Here is a 26,413-nt window from a genome sequence, read left to right as displayed (position 1 = left end):
TCTATTATACTCCGCGTTTGTTGCCCCATAACAGGGTGTGGAGCTGCGGAAGCACTCTGACCAGATTCAGCTCCGCGTCGACAGCTACCTTATCAACAAGCGCTTCATATTTTCCAAGCAAATGTGCAATCAGTGACTGATCATCTGTCGTATGCACATCATCATTACCGACTTGTAAATAAAACGGGATTCCCGGGTAACGTTTGTGCACCGTTTTGGCAAACTCCAGATCTTCATCATTAAAAATGACTACCTTCAAGCTGCAAGCATGCTGTCTGTTATTCTCTTTAAGCGAAGTCAAAATGTGATCAAGCTTTTGAAAGTTTGTCACCATTTTTGAGCTTGGCGGTTTTGGAGAAATTGTCAGATCATCAATCAGCGTAAACCAATCCTGATAAACGGTCCCCTGGGTTTCGAGCGCTGCACGGATGTTATTTTCCTTCAGCAGTTCGATAAAAGCATCCAGCTGCTTTAACAGGGCCGGGTTGCCGCCTGAGATCGTCACGTGGGAAAACGCGTCTCCGCCAATGTCCTTAAGCTCTGCAAAAATCTCCTCAGCCGTCAGCCAGCGAATATCTTTTTTAGCTGACCCATCCCAAGTGAAGGCGGAGTCACACCAGCTGCAGGAATAGTCACAGCCGGCTGTACGGACGAACATCGTTTTCTGTCCGATCACCATGCCTTCTCCTTGAATCGTCGGGCCGAATATTTCTAATACAGGAATTCCTTTAGCCATTCAAACCACCCTTTTTCGGACGGTAGACACAGTAGCTTGTCGGTGTTTCACGGACAAACACCTGTACACAGCTCGGCTTATTCTCCAATGTGTCTAAATAAGCCTGTACGTTGTCATAAATCGTTTTCGCCACGACTTCAGTTGTCGGCAGCGAATACCGGTCGTCCTGAGAAAAATCTTCATGATCATTTAAAAGCGTATGATCATAGTTTCCGTGCACCAGTTTTTTGAGTACGCTGAAATTGACAAGGAAGCCGGAGTCGTCAAGTTCGTCACCGGCAACGGTTATATTTACGGTATACGTGTGCCCGTGAACCCTGCTGCACGCTCCAGCACTTTCCCGAGGGATAAAATGAGCAGCTGAGATGTGCATGTCCTTATTCAATTCAAATGAATAAGGATGCTGGGCCTGCGGATAAATTTGAGATAACAATTTATGCACGCTCTCCTTTCATCGCCATATACTCTTCATACCCTTTTGAACGAAGGTGGCATGCCGGACATTCGCCGCAGCCGTCTGCGATGATGCCGTTATAACACGTCAGCGTGTTGTTTTTTACAAAATCAAGCGCGTCAAGCTCATCTGCAAGCTTCCACGTTTCTGCCTTATTCAGCCACATGAGAGGCGTATGAATCACAAACGGCTTCTCCATCGCCAAGTTTACTGTTACATTGCAAGATTTCACGAATTCATCACGGCAGTCAGGATAACCACTGAAGTCTGTCTCGCAAACTCCTGTAATAATGTGGCGCGCGCCAATTTGGTATGCAAGGATAGACGCAAAAGATAAGAATACCAAATTGCGGCCCGGAACAAATGTGGATGGCAGTTCGCCGTCTTTTACTTCTATATCAATATCATTTCTTGTCAGAGCATTCGGTGCAAGCTGATTTAAAAGTGACATATCGAGCAAATGGTTTTTCACACCAAGCTTTTCTGCAATGGATTTTGCCACTTCAATTTCCTGCGAATGACGCTGATTGTAATGAAAAGTCACCGTTTCGACTTCTTCGAATTCCTTTAGAGCCCACAGTAAGCATGTGGTGCTGTCTTGACCGCCGCTAAATACGACAATTGCTTTTTCTTTTTTCATGATTCCTCTCCTTCTCCGCAATAAAAACTTTCGGCGAGAGACATCGCTACAGCTGATTTACACAAAAAAACACCTTTTCGGAAGGTGCTCTAGAAAAACATAAAAAAGGCCGTATCCAAGGATACAGCTCGTCCTTAGTTTTTTATAGAGGGTGTAGCTAGAACCTCTCCCGCATATCGTACGGATTTTCTTCAATTTTTCACTTCTGCTATCTTACCATAATGTTGTTTTTCTTGACAATAAAAAAAGTCAGCCCCTAGCTTTCCGTTCAAGCATCGTTCTGCAATGACGGCTCGCTTCATTATATATGTATGTTACAAACTGCGCCGCCGGGGAGACTTTTTGCAAATCAGGGCGCCTATGAAGGCCAAACTCACATAGCCAAACAAAGGATAAATCGTTGAAATCAGCTTGCCGTATCCAATTTGGCTCGTGATATAAGCCGTAATCATAATGGCTGCAAAGATATATTTGCTTTTCATTGGCAGAAAGCTCTGCACTTGTTTTTCCAACCCATATAGATTGCCGATAACTGATGTGAACACTTCACCGAAAATAATGAGCAAATAAATCAAATGGACAGATCGCGCAAAGAGATAAACCACTTGAGCCATCGGTATATCATACAAAAATACATCCGGGAGTGTCGACAATGACAGAAAACTCGCGGACAGCACAATCGTCAGCATCGTGCCTCCAACTAAAGCGCCTTTTTTTATTACTTTTTCCGATGGCATTTCATTCGCCAGTGGAACCAAAACCGCTTGGGCAAGCGATAAATTCAAAGCGCCGTAAGAAACCGCTGACAACAGCCAGTCCCAGCGATGTGGCCAGACCCACTGAGCTGCGTTCCGCGACTCGCTGAAAATAAAAGAGTCGGCCACCACAATCATAGAAAAGATGATCAAAAGAGGAACAACAAACACATTGACACCGAAAATGCCTTTTACCCCTTTAGTCATCACAATTAAGCTCAATCCAATTGTAATCAGCATCCCAATCTGAGCAGACATCCCCAGCTGCTCCTCAAAAAGCGCCCCTGCCCCAGAAAGCATAACAGATGTGACACCGAGGAGAACAAACAGCATAAACACATTGATAATCCGCCCAGCTGTCGCACCGAACAAAAATATATTCATTTCTTGATATGACTTGGCATTGATTCGCTTTGAAATGATCATCAGCTTGGCCCCCAAAAACGTAAACATCCCGCCGCTGATGATAATACCGAATAAACCGAACCAGCCGAACTTCAGAAAAAACTCAACAATTTCCCTGCCAGTCGCAAATCCAGCTCCGACTACTGTACCGACATACACAAAAGCAAGCTGACTTGCAGACCCTTTTGATTGTTCCATTTCTCCCCTCCGAACGAACCGCAGTTTTGTCCATATATGCCTTTTTATAACCTATGAGACAAGTTCCTTGAAAAGACGAAGAAAACATGTTTTACTGTGTAAACAAATCAAAAATTTTTTACGCAAAAGACTTGAAAGTCAAAGATGGTCAGAGTATACTATTAATCAAAGTTGGTCAAAATGAACCGGCCTTTTTTAAAAACCAATTGGTCAAAGTTAGTCAAATAGTCAGACTGCTCTGAGCAAATTGTTTTGAAAGCCGTTAAGTTTGCCGTATACTAATAGTCAAAGAAGGTCAAATACAAACGACCTTTTTATTCACATTCATTGGTCAAAGAAGATCAAACTTTTAAGGAGGTTTTGGCAAATGCGTTGTCAACATTGTCATCAAAACGAGGCGACGATTCGCCTTAACATGCAAATAAATTCCGTTCATAAACATATGGTTCTATGTGAAACCTGCTATAACGAACTGACTCGTAAACCCTCAATGAGCATGGGTCCTCACTCTTTCGGTTTTCCGTTTGAACAAGCATTCCAGCCGAAAGAACATAGCGCAGCAAAACAAAGCGAGAAAAAAGGATTGCTTGATGAGCTGGCTCAAAATATTACAAACGGTGCAAAAGCAGGTCTCATTGACCCCGTCATCGGCCGTGATGAAGAAGTGGCGCGCGTGATCGAAATTCTGAACCGCCGCAACAAAAACAATCCAGTTCTCATTGGTGAGCCGGGTGTTGGGAAAACCGCCATCGCCGAAGGACTTGCTTTAAAAATTGCTGAAGGTGATGTTCCAAACAAACTGAAAAACAAAGAGCTTTACTTGCTTGATGTTGCATCCCTTGTTGCAAACACAGGAATCAGAGGCCAATTTGAAGAGAGAATGAAACAGCTGATCACTGAGCTGAAAGAACGAAAAAATGTCATTCTGTTCATTGATGAAATTCATCTTCTCGTTGGCGCAGGCTCTGCTGAAGGATCAATGGACGCTGGCAACATTCTTAAACCTGCACTTGCCAGAGGTGAACTGCAAGTCATCGGTGCGACAACACTGAAAGAATACCGTCAAATCGAAAAAGATGCCGCGCTGGAAAGACGTTTTCAGCCTGTTATGGTGCAGGAGCCTTCAATTGAACAGGCCATCCTCATTCTGCAAGGGATCAAAGACAAATACGAAGCATATCATGGCGTGACATTCAGTGATGAAGCAATCAAAGCATGTGTGACTTTATCATCCCGCTACATTCAGGACAGACACCTGCCGGATAAAGCAATTGACTTATTAGATGAAGCAGGTTCAAAAGCCAATCTGTTAATTGATGAGCTGAATGACGAAGATGCGGCTGAACGCTTAACTGCGATTGAAGCCGAAAAAACAAAAGCCTTGGAAGAAGAAAATTACGAACTGGCGGCAAAACTCCGTGATGAAGAAATTGCATTAGAGAAAAAGCTGAACAGCTCTTCTGCTCATTCCGCTGTCACTGTGAAAGCTGAGCACATTCAGGATATCATTGAACAAAAAACAGGCATCCCTGTCGGCAAACTGCAGGCAGATGAACAAACAAAAATGAAAGAGCTTGAAGCAAAACTTCGTGAACGCGTGATCGGACAAGAAGCCGCTGTTCAAAAAGTGGCAAAAGCGGTAAGACGAAGCCGCGCCGGATTAAAATCCAAAAACAGACCAGTAGGCTCCTTCCTCTTTGTCGGCCCTACTGGCGTAGGGAAAACAGAACTTTCTAAAACGCTGGCAGATGAATTATTCGGCACAAAAGACGCTATGATCCGACTCGATATGAGCGAATACATGGAGAAACATGCCGTTTCTAAAATCATCGGTTCACCGCCTGGATATGTCGGCCATGAGGAAGCTGGGCAATTAACAGAAAAAGTGCGCCGCAATCCATACAGCATCGTGTTGCTCGATGAGATTGAGAAAGCACACCCTGACGTTCAGCATATGTTCCTGCAAATTATGGAGGACGGCCGTCTGACAGACAGCCAAGGCAGAACCGTAAGCTTTAAAGACACTGTGATTATCATGACAAGCAACGCGGGTGCTGGTGAGAAACAAACGAAAGTCGGTTTCCAATCAGATGACAGTGTAATCGAAGAACAAACATTGATTGATTCACTGAGCATGTTCTTTAAACCTGAGTTCCTCAACCGTTTTGACAGCATTATTGAGTTCCGCTCACTGGAAAAAGAACATTTGGTCAAAATCGTCAGCCTGCTGCTTGGAGAACTTGAAGAAACATTGTCAGAACGCGGCATCAGCTTGAGTGTGACAGACGAAGCGAAAGAAATAATCGCTGAGCTGGGCTACCACCCATCATTCGGCGCACGTCCGCTCAGAAGAACCATCCAAGAATGGATTGAGGATAAAATGACCGATCTGCTGCTTGACAATAGCGAGATCACAAGTTTTCACGTCATTGCAGAAGATCATACAATCAAAGTGCAAGCGAAATAATAATCAGCGGTTTCCTATTTAGGAAGCCGCTTTTTTGCGGATTCATACTCTTTACTGAGAAAATACCGTTCCTTCCTCCGAAGCGTTACTTCCCTTCATCCTTTACACTTTTCTTAAGGAGGGATGGAACATGTTTATATACAGTGAATATTTATTTCTATTATTATATGAAAACTGTCTGAAGGACAGCTTGCAAACAAACTGCCAAATTCAATACCGCTAAACTCTCGGGCTTTTCAATTTCGAAAGGCCCGTTTTTGTTTATTTCTCCCTACTATGCCTCTTCCTTGAATATTTCATGAACAAATTCACAATGTCCCTAAAGTTCCGGGCACCAAAACCGATATTAACCATAGACAAGCTAGTAAAAAAGGATTTGGTGAAAACTATGGATAAAACTTCGTTAATAGGTGTTATTCTTGCTTTTGTGGCATTGAGCGTGGGGATGGTTCTGAAAGGCGTCAGTTTCAGTGCGCTTGCAAACCCAGCTGCCATTTTAATTATTATCGCCGGGACAATCTCAGCAGTCGTTATTGCGTTCCCAACAAAAGAAATTAAAAAAGTGCCTGCGCTGTTCCGAGTGTTATTTAAAGAAAACAAACAGCTGACGATAGAGGAGCTCATTCCTATGTTCTCTGAATGGGCCCAGCTTGCACGCCGCGAAGGCCTGCTTGCTTTAGAAGCAAGCATTGAGGATGTAGATGACGCTTTCCTGAAAAACGGGCTCAGCATGGCTGTTGACGGGCAAAGTGCGGAATTTATCAGAGATATCATGACAGAGGAAGTCGAAGCGATGGAGGACAGGCACCAAGCCGGAGCCGCTATTTTTACACAGGCGGGAACGTACGCGCCGACACTTGGAGTACTAGGCGCTGTAATCGGACTGATTGCCGCCCTCTCTCATATGGACAATACAGATGAGCTTGGACACGCTATCAGTGCAGCCTTTGTCGCCACCCTTCTCGGTATCTTTACGGGATATGTATTATGGCATCCTTTCGCAAATAAATTAAAACGCAAATCAAAACAAGAAGTAAAACTGCGTGAGGTCATGATTGAAGGTGTTTTATCCGTTTTAGAAGGACAGGCACCGAAAGTCATCGAACAAAAGCTTTTAATGTATCTTCCTGCGAAGGACCGCTTGAAATTTGCAGAACAAGGAGAGGCGCAAAATGGCGAGAAAAAAGAAGAAGAAGCATGAGGACGAACACGTTGATGAATCATGGCTCGTCCCTTACGCCGACATCCTTACTCTTCTCCTGGCATTATTTATTGTGCTGTACGCGAGCAGCTCGATTGACGCAGCTAAGTTTCAGATGCTTTCAAAATCATTTAATGAAGTCTTTACAGGCGGCACCGGCGTAATGGACTACTCCAGTGTCACCCCTCCAGAAAACGAGTCAGACGGAATCGATGAAGTTGAAAAGGATAAAGAAGAGAAAGAGAAAAACAAGAAAGAAAAAGAAAAAGCCGCTGATCAAAAAGAACTTGAAAATGTGAAGAGCCAGGTGGAAAAGTTCATCAAAGATAAAAAGCTGGAACATCAGCTGGAAACGAAGATGACTAGTGAAGGCCTTCTGATTACGATTAAAGACAGTATCTTCTTTGATTCTGGGAAAGCGACCATCCGTAAGGAAGATGTTCCGCTTGCAAAAGAGATTTCAAATCTTCTTGTGATTAATCCGCCAAGAAATATCATTATTAGCGGACATACTGATAATATGCCAATTAAAAATTCTGAATTCCAATCAAACTGGCATTTAAGCGTCATGAGAGCGGTCAACTTTATGGGGCTACTGATTGAAAACCCTAAGCTCGATGCAAAAGTATTCAGTGCCAAGGGGTATGGTGAGTATAAACCGGTTGCTTCCAACAAAACAGCGGAAGGCCGAAGCAAAAACCGGCGTGTTGAAGTTCTCATCTTGCCGAGAGGCGCAGCGGAAACAAATGAAAAATAGTTAAAAAGGAAGCCTGTGACATATCAGGCTTCCTTTTTTTACTTATTATGAAACTGTTTTGCGTTTAATCCTACTCTTTTTAACATTTCCGTGCACATCTCTACCTCTTCTTCGCTTAATACGCTGATCATTTCATCAATTTCAGCAGCGTGATCAGGAAAAATATCATTCAAAAGACCGATGCCTTTTTCAGTAATTTGTGCAAATGTCACACGTCTGTCTGTAGGAGACGCTTTCCGAATGAGGAGTTCTTTTTGTTCCAGCTTATCTACAACGTATGTGATGCTCCCGCTAGCCAAGAGAATTTTATCTCCTATCTGCTGCAGCGGCTGATCGCCTTTATGGTACAACAGCTCTAGCACAGCAAATTCAGTCGGGTTTAGTCCATGCTTATGAATATGCTTATTCATATGATCGTTAATGGACCGATACGCGCGCGACAGCACGATAAATAACTTCAGTGATTTTTCTGTCATGTCTCAATCATCCTTTTAGAAACCGTTACAGAGAAACATTAATAAACAAAGACCGAAATGTCAATAAAAATCTTTCCAATATTTCTCTTCTTTTTTATATTATAAGCTGCTCAACATCTTTTCTAATTTTTTTGGTTATTTTTTCTTATTAAAGAAGAAGAAACAATGATATAATACCTCTAATCAGGTGTATGTTGGAGCGATGCAAATTGAAAATACTAAAAGGCGCCTGCGGGAGAGTCAAACTTTATATTATACTGGTCGTGATTCCGGCAATCGTCATCAGCTTTTTCGTATATGAAAAAGAAAAAGATACAATAGCTGCAGAACATAAGCAAGAAGCGAGTGTAATGCTGAATCTTCACCGCAACAAAATCAATTATTTAATCGGAGAAACAGAGGCGAGAATGACTTCCTTGTCCATCGCCATCGACAGACCGGTTGATATAAAGAAAATGCAGTCGATTTTGGAAAAAACCTTTGATTCAGAGCCGAGATTTTCCGGTCTCTATTTTCTAAATGCCAAAGGAGACGTCACCGCAAGCACAACAGAGTTAAAAATGAAAGTAAACCTGGCCGACAGATCTTTTTTTACAAAAGCGAAGGAAACAAAAAAGACAGTCATTTCAGATAGTTATTCGAGCAGAATTACAGGCCAGCCGATTTTTACAATTTGTGTCCCTGTTTTGGACTCAAAACGAAATGTGACAAATTATCTCGTCGCAGCTATTCAAATTGATTATCTGAAAAATCTCATTAACTTACTTAGCCCTGATGTTTATATTGAAGTTGTGAATCAAGACGGAAAAATAATTTTTACGAGCGGACAGGCCTCACATGCAATAGATCAGAAACCTGTCAGCGGATATCTGGATGATATCAGCTGGAATATGAAAGTATATCCGAACCCGGTTACAATAGAAGAACTGACGAAAAGCCTTGTGCTTCCGCTTTCATGTAGTATTGTTCTGCTGAATATCCTTTTTATTCTCGTGCTGTATTATTTGCTGAAGCGGCAGACACAGCTGGAGCGCTCAGAAAATGAGGCGCAAAAATTAGAGCTGATCGGAACGCTTGCTGCCAGCACAGCCCATGAAATCCGTAACCCGCTCACCGGCATAAGCGGCTTTATTCAGCTGTTGCAAAAGAAATATAAAGGTGAAGAAGATCAGCTTTACTTCTCCATTATCGAACAAGAGATAAAGCGCATTAATCAAATTGTGAGTGAGTTTCTCGTTCTCGGCAAGCCGACAGCTGAAAAATGGGAGCTGAACTCGCTCCAGGATATTATCGGTGAAATTATGCCGATCATCTATTCTGAGGGCAACCTATACAATGTTGAAGTCGAATTACAGTATTTAACTGAGCAGCCTTTGCTCGTAAAATGCACCAAAGATCATATTAAACAAGTGATTTTAAATGTAGCAAAAAATGGCCTCGAGTCAATGCCTGAAGGAGGCAAACTGACGATCTCAGTGGGAGCTTTGGATAAAAAGGCCATTATCAAAGTTGTGGATAACGGTGAAGGGATTTCTCAGGAAATGCTGGATCATATCTTCCTTCCCTTTGTTACTTCTAAAGAAAAAGGAACCGGTCTCGGCCTTGTCGTATGTAAACGGATCGTTCTGATGTACGGTGGCTCTATTCATATCGAAAGTGAAGTGCGAAGAGGCACAGAGGTGACGATCACCCTCCCCGTATCCGCTTCATAGCCCCCCTGACCGTGTCAGGAGGGTTTTTTATCTTCGTGACCGTGGATTGCCAGTCGACTTGCTTGCTGTTCTGCCAGAAAAAAGTATTTTGATGAAGCGGAACAGCAATTTCAGAAGCAAAAAAAACATAAAGAATACTAAAAAACCCTTTAACCCTTCCGTGGCATCTAAAAACTCCATGTTCCCTCTCCCCGTCACTTTTTGCTGAATTTCAATCGCAAATACGATAACAATGATCACTGTAACGGTATAGATAAAGGACAAGGCTGTCATGCTCCATTTAGAAAGCCATGAAAACACAGCGTGAGTGACGCCGAAAAAGATTATGCCAAAAATGCCGATCACCCAAAAATGCATCTCTTTGTCGGTTAAATGAATGCCAAACATTCCGCATAATGAGATAAAAGCGTCATGAAATTGATTGACCATTTCAGTAATGAGAATCGCCAGTTCTTTCATCAGTTCCCTCTTTCATATGAATTTTTCCAGAAAAAAAGAGCGCTTCTGAAAAGCTCTCTCTTTATATATGCATTTGACAGCGCCGCTATTTATTTGCATCATATGCTGGCATAACATCTCTGCGGGGCCACAAGCCTAATTTCTTTACAAGGCCTTGAATCCCTTGAGAATGTTCGTTTTCTTGCATGAGCTGGTGATATTCATTTATTAAACAATCCAGCTCCTGACTGTGTCTGATCGTGTCATGCCCTGTAAATCCCTGCTTTCTAGCGGCATCTATCATTAACTTTCTTTTTTCATCAATAGACACCAACAATCTTTCTTGTTCAGAAGAACCGCCCATTCACTTCACCCCTCGCCGCTAAGAAATAGGAAACAAGTTTGATTGGGTTATTGTGCATTATTACAGATTATACTTTATTTGTAAACATATTTTCATTAAATAAGTTATTTTTTCAGGTATAATAGATATATTGATAGGATTAGAAGAACAATACCCAGATGAAGAATATCTTAAACACACCGCCAAGCAGGAGGGATGCCCGATGAAGAAAAAGAAAGCAATGATGCTCGGAGCGGCAGGCGGAAAAGCGATGTTAAAAAGGAAAAACCGAAAAAAATGTATCCAGCACATTACTGTTTTTTTTCAAATGCTTCGCGATTGGAGAAACGGCGACTATCCACGTTCCCAGGTTAAAACGCTTTTTCTTCTAACTGCTGCCATCTTATATATCGCCATGCCGCTCGATATCATTCCAGATGTTTTACTCGGTCTTGGGATCATTGACGATGCAGCTGTTTTAGGTTTGATTTGGATGCTGATTAAAAAAGAAATGTCACAATATGAAAAGTGGCGTTTGCAATAAATATAAAAAGCCCCGTTCTTCGAACGGGGCTTTTCCTGCTTATTGATTCACGCTGTCTTTTTCATAAATTGGAACCCAGCCTTCAGTTGTGACAAAGATTCTCACCGCGACAACTTTGCGATCCTCCTGAAGTGTGAAATAATGGCGGATATTTTCAGGCACGGAGATTAAATCTCCAGGGTTTAAACAGACATCAAAAAACGTGCCATCCTTGCCCTGAATGACAAAAATGCCGTGTCCGCTTACGATAAAACGGACCTCATCGTCTGTGTGGTGATGCTCTCTTTTAAAGTTCTCAAGCAGTTCATCAAGTTTCGGATTGCTATCTGACAAAGAAATAACATCCTGTGCTTTGTAGCCGCGGCGGGCTGAGATATCTTTAATTTCAGTTTCAAAGGTATCAAGGATTTGCTGTTTTTCTTCTTCTGTCAGATCATATTTCTCTGAAAGCTGTTCCGGGAGCTTCGCGATATCCCATTGCTCATAAATAACCTCTTGACTGTCCAGAAAGCTTGCTACTTCCTCTTGATTTTCAATCGTTGTATTTGCCTCATCATGAATTCGAATTGTTGCCATTTCAGTTCCTCCTTTTATTTAACCAGCTGGTGCTGGAGTGTTTTCAATTTCAAATGGTAGCTGAACAAAAATTCATATGCTTCAAGCACTCTTTTTGCTTCAAATGCTGTTCTTCCCCAAGCGGTAATACCGTGATTTCGGATCAGAACAGCTCCTGAATCTTCTGAAATCTCTTCGGCAAACAGTGCCGCGAGCGTCGGAATATGAGCCGGATTTTCAACGATCGGAATGGTCACTTCTGCATTCTCTTCCCACAGGCCGAGCGCTTTTATTATTTCCTGGCCTCTGAATGTGATTTTCTTTTGATCTCCGTATAGCTCTGAGATCACATTATTGTTTACCGTATGGACATGCAGGCAGCATCCGGCATTGGTTTTATTGTACAAATGTGTGTGCAAAAGCGTTTCGGCTGACGGTTTCAGAGAATGCCCGCTTTCGGCAGGCTCTCCGTACTGATCCACCAGCAGAAAATCTTCATCCGTCTCTTTGCGTTTATCTTTTCCGCTTGCAGTGACGAGAAATGTTAAAGGCTCATCAGAAACTTTAATAGACAGATTGCCGCTAGTCGCCGGAAACCAATCTCGTTCAGCCAATTCCCGTTTTACTTCAGCGAGTTCTCTCCAGCGTTCTTGTTTTGCAGCCATTCCTGTACCTCCGTTACATTCTCAATATCTTTTCTTATCTCATAAAAATCTTGATACGGGAGATGATTCAGGTTCTGCTCCCGGCATTCGTTTAATAAATAATCCCTTGCAAAACAAAGATCAGACAGCTTTGCTGCCTCTACATCTGTAACCGAATCACCGATCATGATGATATATTGGTTCGGTTCAGCGAGTTCATGTATCACTGACGGCTTGCAGCACCCGCATTGATTGCTGCAAGTCCCTTTGCAAGAATGGGGCCAGTCAATATGAATATAGTCATTGTCAAATGAAGCATGGTTGCAATAAATATGGTCTTTCTCCACAATGCCTTCAAGCAATGGATATACAAAAAAGTCCATTCCTCCGCTTACGACATAAAACGGAATCTCATGCTCCTTGACAAACGCTACAAATTCCCGAAAGCCTTCCCTGATTTTTGCATCTTCCAATACAAATCTTGTAATCTCTTCTTTTAAACTGCTTGGCAGAAGGCCGAACATCCGTCCGACACCTTCCTTGATCGACAGCGTTTTGGACAGCACGCCATCTTTTAATGCCGTCCACTCCGGCGGAGCAAATGTTTTCATGATGCTTATAATGTTGTCGTTCATCGTGATGGTTCCGTCAAAATCACAAATAATTAAAGGCTTTCGAGTCGTCATACAGCTTCAACCTTTCCCCATTTATCAAGGGCAAGCTTTAGATCCTTGCATTGTTCGGCTTTTTCATCAATCGGCTGGGCTTCTAAGACCGCATCAATTATGGCTCTGAACGCTTTGCCCCCGCCTTGGGCGCCGTTCGGATGTCCGTGTACGCCTCCCCCGGCGTTAATAATATGATCTATGCCGAAATCCCGCATTAAAAGCGGAACCATACCGGGATGAATGCCTGCTGACGGAACGGCAAATGTTTGGTTAAAGGCATCCTCTCTTACACATTCTTCGTGAATCGCCAGCGCATCTTCTTTTGGAAGCGCAACCGAACCGTATGGAGATGGGAAGAGACTGAAGTCAGCACCGCAATACCGGTTCAATTTTCCGAGCAAAAGAGCATGAGAAAATCCGTAGAACGGAGAAGACGTAAACGCCCCGCTGACAGCTGGATGTGCCATAATCGGGATTGCGATTTCGGGATCTTCCGCTAGGCTTTGCATGACGTCCAAGCCGTAAGCGAAGACATTAAACAAAAGCGTATCTGCTCCTAATTCGGCAGCGCGTCTCGCTTTGTCTTTCAGATCAGCCGTACGTCCAGTCAAATTGACCGCATACAGCGTTTTATGCCCGGTTTGCTCATACGTTTCTTTCAATATTTGCTTTCCTTCTGTAATTCTTGTTTCAAAAGGCGCCAGACCTGTCTCAAAGAAAATTTCATCGTCCTTAATCAAATCAACTCCGCCAAGCGCCTGCTGCCTGAGCTGTTCTTTAATATCACTCAGATCCCTTCCGATAACCCCTTTAAAAATGCTCATTAACAGCGGTCTCTCAAACTCTCCCAGCAGCTTCCGGATGCCGTATACGCCAAACTTCGGTCCCGGCAGCGTGCGCTTAAATGCTTCAGAGAAGTGAAGATCGAGTAATTTGATTTTTCCGTCCAGCGACAGCTTGCCAAACACTGTTGTCAGCAAAGCCGGAATATCCTGAGAGAAATTGATTTCAGGATAGGCAATTGTGATCACCGCTTGTTTCCCTGATGCAGGAGTTCCCTCTCTTTCCTCGACCTTTATCACCCGCCCCTTGTGCTTTTGCATTTGCTCCTGTTTTACAAGGGGCAGATCTGTCCATGAGCCTACTGTCAATCCTGTTGCGATTTGTTCTGCTTTTTTCTCTGTATCGGCTCCCGGTTCGGTCAGGAGATATGTTGCTAATAACTCACTCATGCCAGAGCTCCTTTCATTTCATCCATATAAAAAAACCTCTTCAAACAGCAATCGCGTCTAAAGAGGTTTCGTTTCTCGTCCGAATCTTATCTCTCAGCCGCCAGCTGCAAGAATTAGCACCGTGCTTTATAAGTCGGTTGCCGGGCTTCATCGGGCTCGTCCCTCTGCCTGCTCTTGATAAGAAAATATAGATTTTATAAATTATTTTGAATTATCCCATCGTTATCAGATCTTGTCAATGCTTTTTTGGGTAAACAGGTTCAGTTTCCCAATTCGATAAGCGGCTTCTTTGAGTCTTTCTTCACTTGTCAGCAGTCCGACTCTGACGTAGCCCTCGCCATATTCACCGAAGCCGTTTCCAGCCGCAACCGCCACATTCGCTTTTTCCAGCAAAAGGTCTGAGAACTGCTCGGAAGTATAGCCTTCAGGCACAGGCAGCCATGCAAAAAATGAACCTGCCGGAGCTGTCACATCCCAGCCGATTTCCCGGCATGCCGCAATCCAAGCGTTTCGCCTGCTCTCATATCGGGCATTTTGCTCCGCCACACACGTCTGATCAGCTAGCAGTGCCGCCGCTGCAGCCTCCTGAGTCGCTCTGAAAAGACTGACAAACATATGGTCTTGATAAAGATTGATCGCTTCAATGACCGAAGCGTTTCCGACAGCAAAACCGACCCGCCACCCTGCCATGTTATACGTTTTTGACAGCGTATAAATTTCAATTCCGATATCCTTCGCACCTTCAGTCTGCAAAAAGCTTAACGGCTTGCAGCCGTCAAATCCTACAGCGCCGTAAGCAAAATCATGAACGACACAGATCCCGTTTTCTTTCGCAAAACTCACGGTTTCTTCAAAAAACTCGGAGGTAGCAACAGCTCCCGTCGGATTATTCGGATAATTCAAATACATCAATTTCGCCTGTTCCCTTACTTCAGCCGCGATGCTGCTGTAATCAGGAAGAAACGCCCTGTCCTTTACGAGCGGCATCATTTCCATATTCGCTTTCGCGAGTGTGACACCTGACCAGTAATCAGGATAGCCCGGATCCGGAACTAAAATCGTATCATCCGGATTCAACAAGCATTGCGGGAGCTCGACCAGACCGGCTTTCCCGCCGAATAATACAGCGACTTCAGTTTCCGCGTCAAGATCGATACCGTATTCTCGTTTATAAAATGCTGCTGCGGCTGATTTCAGACTGTATGAGCCGCGAAAAGACGAGTATTTATGATTTTCAGGATCCGCAACGGCTCGTTTCATTTCCTCGACGATATGTTCCGGAGTCGGCTGATCCGGATTTCCCTGTCCGAGATTGATGACGTCGTGTCCTTCTGCGAGCTTTCGGTTCACTTTCTGCACCAGAGAAGCGAAGAATTGTTTAGGCAATTCTTTCAATACATGAGACTGTTCAAATTTCATCTATTCTCACCTTCTAAAAAAATCTTGAAATGATAGTCCATCATCATATATGGTTAAATGAAAAAAGTAAAGAAAAATTTGGGGTGTTAAAAAGATGAAATGGACGATATCTTGTCTTCAATTTGATATTTCATACGGTAAACCTTCGGAAAATATAAAAAAGGCTGAATTTTTGATTGAAAAAGAAAGCAAACATGCTGATGTTCTTGTTCTTCCTGAATTATGGACAACTGGATATGACTTGGCCAACCTTGATAAGCTCGCTGATGAAGACGGGCATTCTGCTCAGAGCTGGCTGAAGAAAACAGCAAAAAAACATGGCGTTCATATTGTCGCCGGATCGGTCGCAGTCAGAAATGATTCTGATGTTTATAATACAATGTACATCGCGGATAAGGAAGGACAAATCATTAAAGAGTATCGAAAAGCCCATCTTTTTCAGCTGATGGATGAGCATGTGTATTTATCAGCCGGTTCCGAAGACGGATACTTTGAGCTTGATGGCGTCAAAAGCTCAGGACTGATCTGTTACGATATCCGTTTTCCGGAGTGGATCAGAAAACATACGATAAAAGGTGCCAACGTGCTGTTTATTTCTGCGGAATGGCCTCTTCCCCGCCTTGATCATTGGAAAAGCCTGCTTATTGCCCGAGCCATTGAAAATCAATGCTTTGTCGCTGCCTGCAATTGTACCGGTTCAAATCCAGATAATGAATTTGCCGGGCATAGCCTGATTATTGATCCATGGGGGCGTGTACTTGCTGAAGGCGGCCGGGAAGAAGGCATTGTCCGAGCTGAAATCGACCTTAAGGAAAGCGTTAAGGTACGAGAGAGCATTTCCTGTTTTCGATGATATCAGAAAAGATTTATATTAAAAAATATATTGACAACTTGATAAAACACCTGTTACTATGTTCATCAACTGATAAATTAGAATTGTTTAACAAGTGAATATATTCTCTTATCGAGAGTTGGGCGAGGGATTTGGCCTTTTGACCCCAACAGCAACCGACCGTAATTCCATTGCGAAATGGGGCGCATCTTTTTCGCGCCGAGACGCTCGTCTCTAAGGCACGGTGCTAATTCCATCAGATCTGATCTGAGAGATAAGAGAGGCGGACATACATGTTAAGCCTCCTTCTCTCTGAGAAGGAGGCTTTTTTACGGCCATACCATACAGCTGCAAACATATCAAGAGATTACATAATTGGAGGTTATGACAATGGCAGTCACAAAAACACCTTTATACGAAACGTTAAATGAAAGCTCCGCTGTGGCGTTGGCGGTGAAGCTTGGCTTATTTCCAAGCAAAAGCACGCTGACATGCCAGGAGATCGGCGACGGCAACTTAAATTACGTTTTTCATATTTATGATCAAGAACATGATAGAGCTTTGATCATTAAACAGGCGGTTCCTTATGCAAAAGTCGTCGGAGAAAGCTGGCCGCTGACAATCGATCGCGCAAGAATCGAAAGCAGCGCTCTCATCCGACAGGGCGAGCATGTCCCTCATCTCGTTCCAAGAGTGTTTTATTCTGATACAGAAATGGCGGTTACCGTCATGGAGGATCTCTCTCACCTGAAAATCGTAAGAAAAGGACTCATTGAGGGTGAACATTATCCGCATCTGTCACAGCACATCGGTGAATTTTTAGGAAAGACCCTTTTCTATTCATCAGATTACGCGCTTGAACCCAAGGTAAAAAAACAGCTTGTTAAACAGTTTACAAATCCGGAGCTGTGCGACATTACGGAAAGACTTGTCTTTACAGACCCTTTCTTTGACCATGACACAAATGATTTTGAAGAAGAGCTTCATCCTTTTGTCGAGAAGCTTTGGAATAATGACAACGTCAAAATCGAAGCCGCTAAGCTGAAAAAGTCGTTTTTAACATCGGCAGAAACGCTGATTCATGGTGATCTGCACACAGGAAGCATTTTTGCCAGCGAACATGAAACAAAGGTGATTGATCCTGAATTTGCTTTTTACGGACCGATCGGCTTTGATGTAGGCCAATTTATTGCCAACTTATTTTTGAACGCACTCGGCCGTGACGGGGGTGACAGAGAGCCGTTATATCACCATGTCAAACAGGTCTGGGAAACATTTCAAAAGACATTCACTGAAGCGTGGGAAAAGGACAGTCTGGATGTTTACGCCAAAATCGACGGGTACCTTACTGATACGCTCAGTCATATTTTTGAAGAGGCGATCGGGTTTGCGGGCTGCGAGCTGATCCGCCGCGCGATCGGCCTTGCCCATGTGGCTGATCTGGATACAATCGTGCCGTTTGATAAACGAATCGGCAGAAAACGGCTGGCGCTCGAAACAGGCACAGCCTTTATCGAAAAACGCTCGGAATTCAAAACGATAACGGATGTTATTGAATTATTTCAGTTACTTGTAAAGGAATGATCCATTCATGACCCATTCATTTGCTGTTCCCCGTTCTGTTGAATGGAAGGAAACAGCCATTACCATTTTAAATCAGCAAAAGCTTCCTGACGTGACAGAATATTTGGAGCTGACGACGAAAGAGGATGTATTTGACGCCATCGTCACGCTCAAAGTAAGAGGCGCCCCGGCCATCGGCATTACGGCTGCCTTCGGACTTGCGCTTGCTGCAAAAGACATTGAAACAGATGATGTCACCGAATTCCGCCGCAGACTGGAAGATATCAAACAATATTTAAACAGCTCACGGCCTACTGCCATTAATTTATCTTGGGCGCTTGAGAGACTGAGTCGTTCAATCGAAAACGCCATTTCCGTAAATGAAGCAAAAACAAACCTTGTCCATGAAGCGATTCAGATTCAGGTCGAGGATGAGGAGACGTGCCGGATGATCGGCCAAAACGCCTTGCAGCTTTTCAAAAAAGGCGACCGGATTATGACGATCTGCAATGCCGGCTCTATCGCGACAAGCCGCTATGGAACGGCGCTCGCTCCATTTTACTTGGCCAAACAAAAGGATTTGGGACTGCATATTTATGCCTGTGAAACAAGGCCTGTCCTTCAAGGTTCACGCCTGACTGCGTGGGAGCTGATGCAGGGAGGCATTGATGTCACTCTGATCACAGACAGCATGGCCGCCCATACGATGAAGGAAAAACAAATTTCCGCTGTCATCGTCGGAGCCGATCGAATTGCAAAGAACGGTGATACGGCAAATAAAATCGGAACATACGGTCTCGCGATTTTAGCAAACGCCTTTGATATTCCGTTTTTTGTCGCCGCACCTTTATCTACATTTGATCCAAAAGTGAAATGCGGCGCTGATATCCCGATAGAGGAACGGGATCCTGAGGAAGTAAGACAGATTTCCGGAGTCCGGACCGCTCCATCCAATGTGCCTGTCTTTAATCCCGCTTTTGACATTACACCTCATGACCTCATTTCAGGAATCATCACAGAAAAAGGGATTATGACCGGTAACTACGAAGAAGAAATTGAACAGCTGTTTAGAGGCGAAAAAGTTCATTAAAAAACCGCTGGACTTTGCTCATTTCGGGCCGAGTCAGCGGTTTTTTTGTTTGTTTTTATTGATATTGATGATTTCATCTTTTTGAGCGCTTGATAAGATATGCAGTTTCACAAACAGTTTGGCAAAAACGGCTATTTTCTCAGAGCGGCTCGGCTTCAATTGCTTTGTCCTCCTTTTTCATCAGACCAACTTTTTTAACTTAATAAAATGATATGTCGGCCGTGAAAAAAGGGAACGTGCCATATGTTTTATTTTTCTTTATAGGAGATTTGCTCGATGTTCAGCAAAAATGCTTTGATATCGGTTTTGCTCCCGGCGTACCCCGTTAACGCGCTGTTTTTGCCGATCACTCTGTGGCACGGGACAAAAATAGGCAAGTCGTTACGTTTATTAGCCTGTCCGACTGCTCGCACCGCTTTCGGACTGCCGACCGCAGCGGCAATGTCAGCATAGCTTCGGGATTCTCCGTATGGTATCATCGCCAGCGCCTCCCACACTTTTTGCTGAAAAGGAGTGCCTTTTTGGCTCAGCGGCAGTGAGAATGTCTTTCTTTCGCCGGCGAAATATTCATGAAGCTGTTTTTTCGCTTCTGCCAGATAAGGTGTTTCCTTGTGCTCTGTATTCTGAACGGTTTCTTTCCAATCCATCCAATCTTCCTGACTGAGAAATAGATGGGTGATTTGGCCATCCTCTTCGGCAATTATGAGTTCCCCGAGCGGCGTTTCCGCTGTTGTGTAGTAGTTCATTCATCAATCCTTCTTTCTTCAGCATTCTGTCTGACGGGAAGCGTGAGGTGGAAAACGGTGCCCTTCCCTTCTTCACTTTCTACCATGATTTCGCCTTGATGTTCTTCAATAATTTTATAGCTTACCATAAGCCCAAGTCCAGTTCCCCGTTCCTTTGTCGTATAAAACGGTTCACCAAGGCGCTTTAATTTATCTTCTGTCATTCCGATTCCCTCGTCTTTTAAGGAGATGAGAACATGATCTTGATCCAGTGTCCTTATCGTCACAAAAATATTTCCGCCGTCAGGCATCACTTCGATGGCATTTTTTAATATATTGATAAATACCTGTTTCAGCTGATTCGGTTCACAGTAGATTGGGGGAATGTCGTCCATTAAATCAAGATGCATTTGTACGTTGCTTAAATTAGCTTGCGCGTTTAGAAGGTCTATGGTGTCTCTCATAATTTGGGTAACATGTTTTTCTTCATACATAATGGCCTGGGGCTTGGCTAAAATCAAGAATTCGGTGATGATGGATTCGATGCGCTTTAGTTCTGAGGTGATCACGTTGAAGTAAAGGGCGTAGTCTCCCTCCACACTTCCTTTCAGGAGCTGAATGAAGCCTTTAAGAGCTGTCATCGGATTTCTGATTTCATGAGCGATGCCGGCAGCGAGTTCGCCGACAACATGAAGGGTATCTGACTTGCGCAGGCGTTCCTCCAGTTCTTTTCGCTCCGTTACGTCTTTAAAGATAGCCAGGTTCATATTTTGAATAATATTTCGTTTAAATGAGAATTCCAGTTTTCTGTTGTCACTGCTGCTCAGCAAAAATGGAATTTCGTTGTCCATTTCATCAAAATTAATCTGCCTTGCCGGTGATGCAAGATTTTCTATTTCATACGAAGAAATAATATCTAACAGGCTGTGCTGTTTAATCTCTTCATGTGACAGGCCTAAAATATGGCTTGCTAACGGGTTGGCGTCGATGATCCTGTATTGATTGTCGAACAATACATTGCCGTCCATTGAGCCGTTGAACACTTTTCTGAATTTCAGCTCACTTTCTCGAAGCTCCTTTTCCATCCGCTTTCTATCACTGACGTTTCTTAAAATCGTCAAGTGCTGGTTCTCTAATATTGTCCGCTTTGAAGTGAATTCAAGTTCTTTGAACTGGCCATTCCCCATTTGAAACAGCAGCTCTTCTCTGATCTCTCCGTATTTTGCGTATTTCCTCTTCGTTATGCTGTATTTCTGCTGCGAGTCAACGAGAAAATCACACAGCCTTCGTTTCAACAGCAAATTCATCGGCAGCTCAAAGATTTTACAGGCTGACTGATTCGCCTTCACGATTCTTCCGTCATTCGACCAGATAATAATAGCGTCCATCGCATTTTCAAATATTTCTCTGAAGCGCTCCTCACTTTTAAAGAGCTGAAGCTCCATAGACCGCTTCTCTGTGATATCCCTCATAATGGACATATAAAACCCGCTGATGATGTTTGATGTAATCGTGAATTCAAATAGCTTTTGAACTCCTGAACGAAGCTTGACGGGCAGCTCCCCCTTTGCTTTTCCCTTGCGGTTGAGTATCTTCCAGATATTATCAAAATCTTTTCGTGAGCCGCTGTCTATGAACTCATACAACGATAAATGAGACAGCTCATTTTGATTGATTTCAAAGCTTTTACAGAAGGACAAATTGGCATCAATAAAACCGCCATCTTTATCAAAAAGGACGATTCCGTCAACAGCTCTGTCAAACAAGTCCTTAAAAAGCTGTTCATTCATAGAGAATTCCCGCTCCAGAATTTTCTTTGAAGATATGTCTCTCATGACAACAAAAAAGAAATCCTCGCCAATCCCTCTTTTGGCCAGAAACTCTATGTATTTTGTCGCCCCGCCATCAAGCCTGATCGGGACCTCCTTCCATAGGAAACCTTTTTTAAAAAACTTCTTTACGGCAAGATTCAGTTCATCCTTTGGGATTGAAAACAAAAAATCCAAAACGGAACGCTTTTTCAAATCTTCCGAATCAACTTGAAGCATCCTCTCTGTTGCTTCATTCGCCTGAACGATTCGCATTTCATTATCACATATAAAAATAGCATCGAGCGTATTGTTAACAATCACTTGATGCTGATTCAATTCCTTTTTCAGCCGGACATTTTCTTCTTTGAGACGCTTCAGTTCTTCCCGCAGCTCCGAATTTGTCTGGACACTAAGAGTTTCCATGCGTGTACACTCCTTCTTCAAAACCTATCCCTCAATATTTCTACAAAATGCGGGAACTTCCTTCATTTGCCCTATAAATTTCAGAAAATTTCAGCGCGATTACATAACGAAGACATTTTCTACGATCCTTACCGCCACTTTACATCGTCCTAACAATCAGCCATTTTTTCAATTCCTTTTTCATCTTTTATTTTAAAATATATACCAGCAGGGAATAATCTCTTAGTGACTGATTAAAGAGAAGGTGATGCTATGAGTAAATCGCGGGACAGTTATTTCGATAATGCAAAATTCTTATTGATATTCCTTGTTGTATTCGGTCATATTCTTCGTTCCTTTATTAATGATAACAACTTTATGCTCTACCTCTACAAGTTCATTTACACATTCCACATGCCTGCCTTTATTCTCGTATCCGGTTATTTCGCAAAAGGCTTTAAACGCGCTGGATATGTGAAAAAGCTGGCGGTCAAGCTGATTATTCCGTATTTGATTTTCCAAATCATCTATTCTGTCTTCTACTACATTATGCAAGACGAAAGCATGGCAAATGTGAATCCGATTGATCCGCAATGGTCGTTATGGTTTCTCGTAAGCTTATTTTTTTGGAACCTGCTGCTTTATCCTTTTTCAAAGCTTTCAAAGCGGTGGGCGCTGTTTGTCAGCTGCGGAATCGCCGTGCTGATCGGCTATTTAGACTTTGTCAGCAGCACGCTGAGCCTGTCGCGGACATTTGTATTCTTACCGATGTTCCTTGTCGGGTTTTATTTAAATAAACATCATTTTGATTTATTGAGATCAAAACGAGGCAAACAAATTGCGATCGGGGTACTTGCCGCCGTATTCGTCATCTGCTGGGGCATCGACTTTGACTATTCTTTTCTGTTTGGTTCAAAACCGTATTCTTCATTTGGAGACGTTACCTTGGCAAGCGGACTTTCCCGAATCGGCTGGTATGTACTCGCCTTTGCGGCGACCTTCAGCTTTTTAGCGCTCGTTCCGCAAAAACGGTTCTTCTTTACGAAATGGGGAACCCGGACATTTTACGTGTATTTGCTTCATGGGTTTATTATTAAAACGCTGAGACAGGCCGGGCTTGAGGATTCGCTTACTGACTATCAGAGCTTAGTGATTCTCTTACTTTTAACAGCAGCCCTGACATCAGTACTCTCCAGCAATTTTGTTAAGACAGTTGCTCAGCCCTTCATTGAGCTGAGAATGACCAACTTATTGCAATTTGTCAGAGGAACGGGCAAAAATGCTTATTTAAAATAGAAAAGCACCTCTTAAGCGGGACGCCGCCTAAGAGGTCTTTTTTTATTTTTGTTTCTTCTCTTTTTTCTTTTTAGGCTTTGTGACTTCTAGCGTTTCGATGATCTTGCCGGCATTGTAATCCCCAAGTTCACTTGAGAATTCTTCCTCCAGCACTTTCTTATTCATAGGCTTTTTATGATTTTGCATATCTCTGCTATGACGGTTTTTCTTCAAAATCACATGCCTCCTTGCTGACCCTGTTTGGAATTGCGGTTTGCACCCCTAAAGTTCGGGTCGTCATGATACTGTGTCTTATAAGAATTTGGGTCCATGCTCTCAGTAGGTGTATTGTTATTTTTAATGGCTTCATTCACTTCAGCTTTTCGCTTCATACGAATCCTCCTCGCCAGTTTTTCAAACATTTTATTTCACTTAAAGATGCAGGAGCGTTAAAAACTGCACCTGTTGATGTTAGGTTCTCCAACTGAAACGGCGCCACACATCTTTTTTTTGGCAATCAAAAAACACCGCAAAACATGCGGTGTTTTTTCTATCCGATAATCACTCGTTCCTTCGGATAATGATAATTCGCTTCAATTTCCTTTCTTCCGATCAGATACAGGAAGGTCAGGATACCGATTCGCCCGATAAACATGACAATCATAATGACACATTTTCCAACGTTGCTTAAATCAGCAGTAATTCCAAGTGACAGACCGGTTGTGCCGAATGCCGAGCACACTTCAAACAAAAGCTCCAGCAGGGAGTGCTTTTCTGTAATCGTAAGAATGAGTGTCGAGCCAAAAACGAGCAGAATCGCCATCATTGTGACAACAAGCGACTTCATGAGATCAGCAGGATGCAGCTCCCGTTTGAATACCTTGACTGACTTATTGCCGCGGGCAAAATGAAACAGCGCAAGAAGGTTCAGAGCGAAAGTCGTTGTCCGTATGCCTCCCCCTACTGAACTTGGCGACGCTCCGATAAACATCAGCGCACTCATAAAAAGCAAAGTGGGGTCAGTCAGCTGGCTTATATCAATCGTAGCAAGCCCTCCACTCCTTGTTGTGGTTGATTGGAATAGAGAAAGGAATAAAATATCATGCCACGATTTACCTGCAAACAAATGATTTGCTTCAAGCACATAGATCCCTATAGAGCCAAACAAAACAAGTAAGCCAAACATAATGGTTGTAATTTTTGTAAATAAGCTAAACGGATATCTTCGGTTTTTTGAAAACAAAAAGTCTTTCACTTCCACTAGAACAGGAAAACCAATGGCTCCGAAAACAATCAATAACAGTGTTATAAATTGCACAAAATAATCATGCCGAAATGGAACCAGAGAGCTTCCTGTTATATCAAAACCGGCATTTGTGGTTGCACTGACACTCGCAAAAAAACCATGTAAGTAAGCATCTTGAATGGAATCGTAGTAGGTTAAAAAATATGTCCCAAGTATCATGCCGCCAAAAAACTCAATCCATAATATGAGAAAGAGAATCTGTTTCATGAGATTAACGATCCCAGAAAATTGTGATTGGTTTTGATCGATCATCATTAATTTCCGTTCTTTTAAACCTATTCTTTTGCCCATTAGCAGCCAAACAGAAGTGCCTAAAGTCATAATGCCAATTCCGCCAAACTGCAGAACAAACGCAAGAATAACAATTCCTATTGTGTTAAATGTATCAGCAGTATTCACAACAGAAAGACCCGTCACGCTCACGGCACTGACTGCTGTAAACAAGGCATCGATAAAAGACCACTCTGCTCCTTGTTTATGGGCAACAGGAAGACTTAATAAAATAACTGCAACCGTCACCGCAAGAAAATAATATACAGCAATCAGCTGGGCCGGCGACAATGCCTGTATCAATTTTCCAAACTTTAATTTCATGTAAAATCCTTCTGCCTCTCTTTTTAAGTACGGTAATTATTCTAAAGATATTGGACCCATTTTTAAAGGCTTTTACGAAACATTTTCTTAACTTGCTTATTTTTTTATTATTTTAGTCAAAGGATAAAATAAAAAACCTCTGAGAGATTCTCTCAGAGGAACAATGTGTTTGTATTATTTAGCTTCTAACCGTCTGATTCGCTCATCTAAATCAGGGTGAGTTGAGAAAAGCGAAGAACGCTTCTTGCCATTAATTTTTAATGTTTGGACAGCTGTCTGATCGTCTTCCATAATGCGGGAAGAGTAGCTCTTAAGCGTCCGAAGCGCATGAATCATCTTATCCTTGCCGGCAAGATCCGCTCCTCCCCTGTCAGCATGAAATTCGCGATGGCGTGAGTACGCAAACACAACCAGGCTGCCGAGAATGGAAAAGACAATCTGAAAGACAATCATTGCAATAAAATGAACGATCGGCGCAAGATCTTCCTTGACGAAACGGCTCGCAATCCATGCTGCGATACGCGATAAAAAGACGACAAAGGTATTGACGATACCTTGCAAAAGCGTCATTGTTACCATATCACCATTAGTGATATGCGCGACTTCGTGGGCAAGCACACCTTCAACTGCTGCATCATCCATTTGCTCCAGCAGCCCTGATGACACTGCCACAAGAGAACGGCGTTTTGACGGCCCAGTCGCAAACGCGTTCACTTCAGGTGAACGGTAAATTCCGACTTCCGGCATTTTCGTTAAACCGGCAGAGCGGCTTAATCGGTGAACACGGTCAACCAATTGCTGTTCCTCATAGCTGAGCGTGTGTTTTTTCGGATTCAGCACTCTGACACCCATCATCGTCTTTGCCATCCATCTGGACATCGCAAGAGACATGAAGGAACCGACAAAACCAACGACTAAACTGAATACAAGGAGCGCAATTGGGTCGATACCGCCATCAGCTGTAAAGTACGTCCCGACTCCGGTAACCGAGCTTAAAACAGACAAAACGATCCCGATTGTTGTAAGCACTAAAATATTCGTTAAAATAAACAGAAAAATTCTTTTCGCCATGACAACCTCCGTTATTTTAAGTTCAAAAGAACCCGTATACTTAAATTATAAATCATCCGTTTGAAAATGCAAGGAATTCGACGTATGATGTTAATGTAAT

General features: G+C 43.0%; 27 protein-coding genes, 1 pseudogene and 3 riboswitches. Of the genes and pseudogenes, 9 read left to right on the top strand and 19 right to left on the bottom strand.

Annotation, left to right across the window (positions count from 1 at the left end):
- Positions 1 to 4 precede the first annotated feature (4 nt).
- The 4 genes from queE to GYO_RS29765 form a co-directional block, all read right to left on the bottom strand.
- Positions 5 to 736: a 7-carboxy-7-deazaguanine synthase QueE gene (gene queE / locus GYO_RS29780; protein ID WP_014113590.1), complete on the bottom strand. Its 732-nt coding sequence runs from the start codon at positions 734 to 736 to the stop codon at positions 5 to 7.
- A complete protein-coding gene (gene queD / locus GYO_RS29775; RefSeq protein ID WP_072182858.1) occupies positions 729 to 1,178 on the bottom strand; it encodes a 6-carboxytetrahydropterin synthase QueD in 450 nt (149 codons plus the stop codon). The genes queE and queD overlap by 8 nt, the downstream gene beginning before the upstream one ends.
- On the bottom strand, positions 1,171 to 1,830 hold the full coding sequence (queC, locus tag GYO_RS29770) for a 7-cyano-7-deazaguanine synthase QueC (RefSeq protein WP_014113588.1): 660 nt from the start codon (positions 1,828 to 1,830) through the stop codon (positions 1,171 to 1,173). Before queC ends, queD begins: the two co-directional genes overlap by 8 nt.
- A gap of 128 nt (positions 1,831 to 1,958) precedes the next feature.
- Positions 1,959 to 2,003, bottom strand: a riboswitch (PreQ1 riboswitch).
- A 141-nt stretch (positions 2,004 to 2,144) separates the two neighbouring features.
- The gene (locus tag GYO_RS29765; RefSeq protein ID WP_014113587.1) at positions 2,145 to 3,188 is read right to left on the bottom strand and encodes a YkvI family membrane protein; all 1,044 of its coding nucleotides are present in this window, start codon (positions 3,186 to 3,188) and stop codon (positions 2,145 to 2,147) included.
- A gap of 367 nt (positions 3,189 to 3,555) precedes the next feature.
- Between GYO_RS29765 and clpE the strand changes: the two genes are divergently transcribed.
- From clpE to motB, 3 genes are all read left to right on the top strand, one after another.
- Positions 3,556 to 5,655, top strand: a complete 2,100-nt coding sequence (gene clpE, locus GYO_RS29760; protein ID WP_041520935.1) for an ATP-dependent protease ATP-binding subunit ClpE — start codon at positions 3,556 to 3,558, stop codon at positions 5,653 to 5,655.
- Positions 5,656 to 6,043: 388 nt separating this feature from the next.
- A complete protein-coding gene (gene motA / locus GYO_RS29755; RefSeq protein ID WP_014113585.1) occupies positions 6,044 to 6,856 on the top strand; it encodes a flagellar motor stator protein MotA in 813 nt (270 codons plus the stop codon).
- Positions 6,828 to 7,613, top strand: a complete 786-nt coding sequence (gene motB / locus GYO_RS29750) for a flagellar motor protein MotB (RefSeq protein ID WP_003218604.1) — start codon at positions 6,828 to 6,830, stop codon at positions 7,611 to 7,613. The genes motA and motB overlap by 29 nt, the downstream gene beginning before the upstream one ends.
- A 38-nt stretch (positions 7,614 to 7,651) precedes the next feature.
- Here motB and mhqR read toward each other — a convergent pair whose 3' ends face one another.
- On the bottom strand, positions 7,652 to 8,089 hold the full coding sequence (gene mhqR / locus GYO_RS29745) for a MarR family transcriptional regulator MhqR (protein WP_003232475.1): 438 nt from the start codon (positions 8,087 to 8,089) through the stop codon (positions 7,652 to 7,654).
- Between the two features lie 191 nt (positions 8,090 to 8,280).
- On the opposite strand from mhqR, the gene kinD reads away from it, so the two are divergent.
- Positions 8,281 to 9,801, top strand: coding sequence for a sporulation kinase KinD (gene kinD, locus GYO_RS29740; RefSeq protein ID WP_072566188.1), 1,521 nt, complete (start codon positions 8,281 to 8,283; stop codon positions 9,799 to 9,801).
- A gap of 27 nt (positions 9,802 to 9,828) precedes the next feature.
- Here the strand turns inward: kinD and GYO_RS29735 are convergent, their stop codons facing one another.
- Positions 9,829 to 10,260: a hypothetical protein gene (locus GYO_RS29735; protein WP_014113583.1), complete on the bottom strand. Its 432-nt coding sequence runs from the start codon at positions 10,258 to 10,260 to the stop codon at positions 9,829 to 9,831.
- Positions 10,261 to 10,345: 85 nt separating this feature from the next.
- Positions 10,346 to 10,603, bottom strand: coding sequence for an aspartyl-phosphate phosphatase Spo0E (spo0E, locus tag GYO_RS29730; protein WP_003218598.1), 258 nt, complete (start codon positions 10,601 to 10,603; stop codon positions 10,346 to 10,348).
- A gap of 202 nt (positions 10,604 to 10,805) precedes the next feature.
- Between spo0E and GYO_RS29725 the strand changes: the two genes are divergently transcribed.
- Positions 10,806 to 11,126 (top strand): YkvA family protein, encoded by a 321-nt coding sequence (locus GYO_RS29725; protein ID WP_014113581.1) that lies wholly within the window; start codon positions 10,806 to 10,808, stop codon positions 11,124 to 11,126.
- Between the two features lie 39 nt (positions 11,127 to 11,165).
- Here GYO_RS29725 and mtnD read toward each other — a convergent pair whose 3' ends face one another.
- From mtnD to mtnE, 5 genes are all read right to left on the bottom strand, one after another.
- Positions 11,166 to 11,702, bottom strand: a complete 537-nt coding sequence (gene mtnD, locus GYO_RS29720) for an acireductone dioxygenase (protein WP_014113580.1) — start codon at positions 11,700 to 11,702, stop codon at positions 11,166 to 11,168.
- Between the two features lie 14 nt (positions 11,703 to 11,716).
- A complete protein-coding gene (locus GYO_RS29715; RefSeq protein WP_014113579.1) occupies positions 11,717 to 12,346 on the bottom strand; it encodes a methylthioribulose 1-phosphate dehydratase in 630 nt (209 codons plus the stop codon).
- A complete protein-coding gene (gene mtnX, locus GYO_RS29710) occupies positions 12,304 to 13,011 on the bottom strand; it encodes a 2-hydroxy-3-keto-5-methylthiopentenyl-1-phosphate phosphatase (protein ID WP_014113578.1) in 708 nt (235 codons plus the stop codon). Before mtnX ends, GYO_RS29715 begins: the two co-directional genes overlap by 43 nt.
- Positions 13,008 to 14,225, bottom strand: a complete 1,218-nt coding sequence (mtnW, locus tag GYO_RS29705) for a 2,3-diketo-5-methylthiopentyl-1-phosphate enolase (RefSeq protein WP_014113577.1) — start codon at positions 14,223 to 14,225, stop codon at positions 13,008 to 13,010. The genes mtnX and mtnW overlap by 4 nt, the downstream gene beginning before the upstream one ends.
- 83 nt (positions 14,226 to 14,308) lie before the next feature.
- A riboswitch (SAM riboswitch) is annotated at positions 14,309 to 14,409 on the bottom strand.
- 41 nt (positions 14,410 to 14,450) lie between these two features.
- Entirely contained in the window at positions 14,451 to 15,644 is a 1,194-nt protein-coding gene (gene mtnE, locus GYO_RS29700; RefSeq protein WP_014113576.1) for a methionine-glutamine aminotransferase, read from the bottom strand.
- A gap of 94 nt (positions 15,645 to 15,738) precedes the next feature.
- On the opposite strand from mtnE, the pseudogene GYO_RS29695 reads away from it, so the two are divergent.
- The 3 genes and pseudogenes from GYO_RS29695 to mtnA all read left to right on the top strand — a co-directional run bounded on the left by GYO_RS29695 (position 15,739) and on the right by mtnA (position 19,129).
- A pseudogene (locus GYO_RS29695) lies at positions 15,739 to 16,519 on the top strand (carbon-nitrogen family hydrolase).
- 83 nt (positions 16,520 to 16,602) lie between these two features.
- Positions 16,603 to 16,757: riboswitch (SAM riboswitch) on the top strand.
- Between the two features lie 109 nt (positions 16,758 to 16,866).
- Positions 16,867 to 18,060: an S-methyl-5-thioribose kinase gene (gene mtnK, locus GYO_RS29690; protein WP_014113574.1), complete on the top strand. Its 1,194-nt coding sequence runs from the start codon at positions 16,867 to 16,869 to the stop codon at positions 18,058 to 18,060.
- Between the two features lie 7 nt (positions 18,061 to 18,067).
- Complete coding sequence (gene mtnA, locus GYO_RS29685) at positions 18,068 to 19,129, top strand: S-methyl-5-thioribose-1-phosphate isomerase (RefSeq protein WP_014113573.1); 1,062 nt, start codon at positions 18,068 to 18,070, stop codon at positions 19,127 to 19,129.
- A gap of 33 nt (positions 19,130 to 19,162) precedes the next feature.
- Here the strand turns inward: mtnA and GYO_RS43700 are convergent, their stop codons facing one another.
- From GYO_RS43700 to kinE, 3 genes are all read right to left on the bottom strand, one after another.
- Positions 19,163 to 19,288 carry a hypothetical protein gene (locus GYO_RS43700; RefSeq protein WP_003218585.1) on the bottom strand — a complete coding sequence of 42 codons (126 nt, stop codon included), beginning with the start codon at positions 19,286 to 19,288 and terminating at the stop codon, positions 19,163 to 19,165.
- An 89-nt stretch (positions 19,289 to 19,377) separates the two neighbouring features.
- Complete coding sequence (gene ogt, locus GYO_RS29675) at positions 19,378 to 19,875, bottom strand: methylated-DNA--[protein]-cysteine S-methyltransferase (protein ID WP_014113572.1); 498 nt, start codon at positions 19,873 to 19,875, stop codon at positions 19,378 to 19,380.
- On the bottom strand, positions 19,872 to 22,088 hold the full coding sequence (gene kinE / locus GYO_RS29670; RefSeq protein WP_014113571.1) for a sporulation two-component system sensor histidine kinase KinE: 2,217 nt from the start codon (positions 22,086 to 22,088) through the stop codon (positions 19,872 to 19,874). Before kinE ends, ogt begins: the two co-directional genes overlap by 4 nt.
- Positions 22,089 to 22,340: 252 nt before the next feature.
- Here kinE and GYO_RS29665 point away from each other — a divergent pair, with 252 nt between their 5' ends.
- On the top strand, positions 22,341 to 23,363 hold the full coding sequence (locus GYO_RS29665) for an acyltransferase family protein (RefSeq protein WP_014113570.1): 1,023 nt from the start codon (positions 22,341 to 22,343) through the stop codon (positions 23,361 to 23,363).
- Between the two features lie 42 nt (positions 23,364 to 23,405).
- Here the strand turns inward: GYO_RS29665 and ykzE are convergent, their stop codons facing one another.
- The 4 genes from ykzE to htpX all read right to left on the bottom strand — a co-directional run bounded on the left by ykzE (position 23,406) and on the right by htpX (position 26,313).
- Entirely contained in the window at positions 23,406 to 23,576 is a 171-nt protein-coding gene (gene ykzE, locus GYO_RS29660; protein ID WP_014113569.1) for a protein YkzE, read from the bottom strand.
- A 2-nt stretch (positions 23,577 to 23,578) separates the two neighbouring features.
- On the bottom strand, positions 23,579 to 23,734 hold the full coding sequence (ykzP, locus tag GYO_RS29655; RefSeq protein ID WP_003232510.1) for a protein YkzP: 156 nt from the start codon (positions 23,732 to 23,734) through the stop codon (positions 23,579 to 23,581).
- A 158-nt stretch (positions 23,735 to 23,892) separates the two neighbouring features.
- Complete coding sequence (gene ktrD, locus GYO_RS29650; RefSeq protein ID WP_014113568.1) at positions 23,893 to 25,242, bottom strand: Ktr system potassium transporter KtrD; 1,350 nt, start codon at positions 25,240 to 25,242, stop codon at positions 23,893 to 23,895.
- A gap of 174 nt (positions 25,243 to 25,416) precedes the next feature.
- Positions 25,417 to 26,313, bottom strand: coding sequence for a protease HtpX (gene htpX, locus GYO_RS29645; protein WP_014113567.1), 897 nt, complete (start codon positions 26,311 to 26,313; stop codon positions 25,417 to 25,419).
- Between the last annotated feature and the right edge of the window lie 100 nt (positions 26,314 to 26,413).

The organism is Bacillus spizizenii TU-B-10 (genome assembly GCF_000227465.1).
Taxonomy (GTDB): domain Bacteria; phylum Bacillota; class Bacilli; order Bacillales; family Bacillaceae; genus Bacillus; species Bacillus spizizenii.
Note: the sequence above shows the minus strand (reverse complement) of the source record. Positions and strands in the feature narration are given on the sequence as shown.

What these genes read in the sequence shown, in the direction of transcription:
- queE (WP_014113590.1), bottom strand. Translation starts at nt 736, where the DNA reads ATGGCTAAAGGAATTCCTGTATTAGAAATATTCGGCCCGACGATTCAA.
- queC (WP_014113588.1), bottom strand. Translation starts at nt 1,830, where the DNA reads ATGAAAAAAGAAAAAGCAATTGTCGTATTTAGCGGCGGTCAAGACAGC.
- GYO_RS29765 (WP_014113587.1), bottom strand. Translation starts at nt 3,188, where the DNA reads ATGGAACAATCAAAAGGGTCTGCAAGTCAGCTTGCTTTTGTGTATGTC.
- clpE (WP_041520935.1), top strand. Translation starts at nt 3,556, where the DNA reads ATGCGTTGTCAACATTGTCATCAAAACGAGGCGACGATTCGCCTTAAC.
- motA (WP_014113585.1), top strand. Translation starts at nt 6,044, where the DNA reads ATGGATAAAACTTCGTTAATAGGTGTTATTCTTGCTTTTGTGGCATTG.
- motB (WP_003218604.1), top strand. Translation starts at nt 6,828, where the DNA reads ATGGCGAGAAAAAAGAAGAAGAAGCATGAGGACGAACACGTTGATGAA.
- mhqR (WP_003232475.1), bottom strand. Translation starts at nt 8,089, where the DNA reads ATGACAGAAAAATCACTGAAGTTATTTATCGTGCTGTCGCGCGCGTAT.
- kinD (WP_072566188.1), top strand. Translation starts at nt 8,281, where the DNA reads ATGTTGGAGCGATGCAAATTGAAAATACTAAAAGGCGCCTGCGGGAGA.
- GYO_RS29735 (WP_014113583.1), bottom strand. Translation starts at nt 10,260, where the DNA reads ATGAAAGAACTGGCGATTCTCATTACTGAAATGGTCAATCAATTTCAT.
- spo0E (WP_003218598.1), bottom strand. Translation starts at nt 10,603, where the DNA reads ATGGGCGGTTCTTCTGAACAAGAAAGATTGTTGGTGTCTATTGATGAA.
- GYO_RS29725 (WP_014113581.1), top strand. Translation starts at nt 10,806, where the DNA reads ATGAAGAAAAAGAAAGCAATGATGCTCGGAGCGGCAGGCGGAAAAGCG.
- mtnD (WP_014113580.1), bottom strand. Translation starts at nt 11,702, where the DNA reads ATGGCAACAATTCGAATTCATGATGAGGCAAATACAACGATTGAAAAT.
- GYO_RS29715 (WP_014113579.1), bottom strand. Translation starts at nt 12,346, where the DNA reads ATGGCTGCAAAACAAGAACGCTGGAGAGAACTCGCTGAAGTAAAACGG.
- mtnX (WP_014113578.1), bottom strand. Translation starts at nt 13,011, where the DNA reads ATGACGACTCGAAAGCCTTTAATTATTTGTGATTTTGACGGAACCATC.
- mtnW (WP_014113577.1), bottom strand. Translation starts at nt 14,225, where the DNA reads ATGAGTGAGTTATTAGCAACATATCTCCTGACCGAACCGGGAGCCGAT.
- mtnE (WP_014113576.1), bottom strand. Translation starts at nt 15,644, where the DNA reads ATGAAATTTGAACAGTCTCATGTATTGAAAGAATTGCCTAAACAATTC.
- mtnK (WP_014113574.1), top strand. Translation starts at nt 16,867, where the DNA reads ATGGCAGTCACAAAAACACCTTTATACGAAACGTTAAATGAAAGCTCC.
- mtnA (WP_014113573.1), top strand. Translation starts at nt 18,068, where the DNA reads ATGACCCATTCATTTGCTGTTCCCCGTTCTGTTGAATGGAAGGAAACA.
- ogt (WP_014113572.1), bottom strand. Translation starts at nt 19,875, where the DNA reads ATGAACTACTACACAACAGCGGAAACGCCGCTCGGGGAACTCATAATT.
- kinE (WP_014113571.1), bottom strand. Translation starts at nt 22,088, where the DNA reads ATGGAAACTCTTAGTGTCCAGACAAATTCGGAGCTGCGGGAAGAACTG.
- GYO_RS29665 (WP_014113570.1), top strand. Translation starts at nt 22,341, where the DNA reads ATGAGTAAATCGCGGGACAGTTATTTCGATAATGCAAAATTCTTATTG.
- ykzP (WP_003232510.1), bottom strand. Translation starts at nt 23,734, where the DNA reads ATGAAGCGAAAAGCTGAAGTGAATGAAGCCATTAAAAATAACAATACA.
- ktrD (WP_014113568.1), bottom strand. Translation starts at nt 25,242, where the DNA reads ATGAAATTAAAGTTTGGAAAATTGATACAGGCATTGTCGCCGGCCCAG.
- htpX (WP_014113567.1), bottom strand. Translation starts at nt 26,313, where the DNA reads ATGGCGAAAAGAATTTTTCTGTTTATTTTAACGAATATTTTAGTGCTT.